At 78.9% G+C, this 610-nt stretch carries 1 pseudogene; it reads left to right on the forward strand.

What is annotated here, in order from left to right:
- Positions 1 to 610, forward strand: a pseudogene (locus GPJ59_RS36775) (DNA helicase RecD); the annotation flags it as partial.

A 610-nucleotide genomic window follows, 5' to 3' on the forward strand; every position in this document is an offset into this window, starting at 1 on the left:
CCGAGGTCCTGGGCGAGGACGCCGCGGGCCGGCTCGCCGCCGACCCCTGGCTGCTGCTGGCCGTGCCCGGCGTCCGCCCGCAGCAGGCGGACGGCTTCGCCCGCGCCGTGCTCGGCCCCGAGTGCGGCCCCGGCGACGTACGCCGCTCCCTGGCCGTGCTGGGCTGGCTGCTGGCCCAGGCCGAGGTGAAGGGCCACACCGCCCTGGACGCCCCGCTCCTGCACAAGGCCCTGGCCCAGTACGGCGTGCCCGATCCGGAGGCGGCCCTGGAGGAGGCCATCGGCGAGGGCACGGTCCTGGTGTTCCAGGAGGCACTGGGCGAGCCGGCCGCCGAGGGCGGCGCGGCCGAGGAGAGCGAGAAGGCCGAGGAGGCCGAGGAGGCCGAGGAGCGGGCCGTACGCGTGCTGGTCGGACGCGAGACGGCCGCGCTGGCCGAGGAGAGCCTGGCCGACGGCCTGGCCCGGATCGTCAACACCTGTCCCGGCCCGGACCAGGACGGTAGGGGCGCCGACTGGGAGCAGGCCGTCGCCGCGGCGCCGAGCCGGTCGGCCGGCGAGCTGGTCCGCGCCGCGGCCGGCCACGGCCTCGTCGTGCACACCGGCGGCGAGGC

Origin of the sequence: Streptomyces bambusae (assembly GCF_019400985.1) — a bacterium.
GTDB classification, from domain to species: domain Bacteria; phylum Actinomycetota; class Actinomycetes; order Streptomycetales; family Streptomycetaceae; genus Streptomyces; species Streptomyces bambusae_A.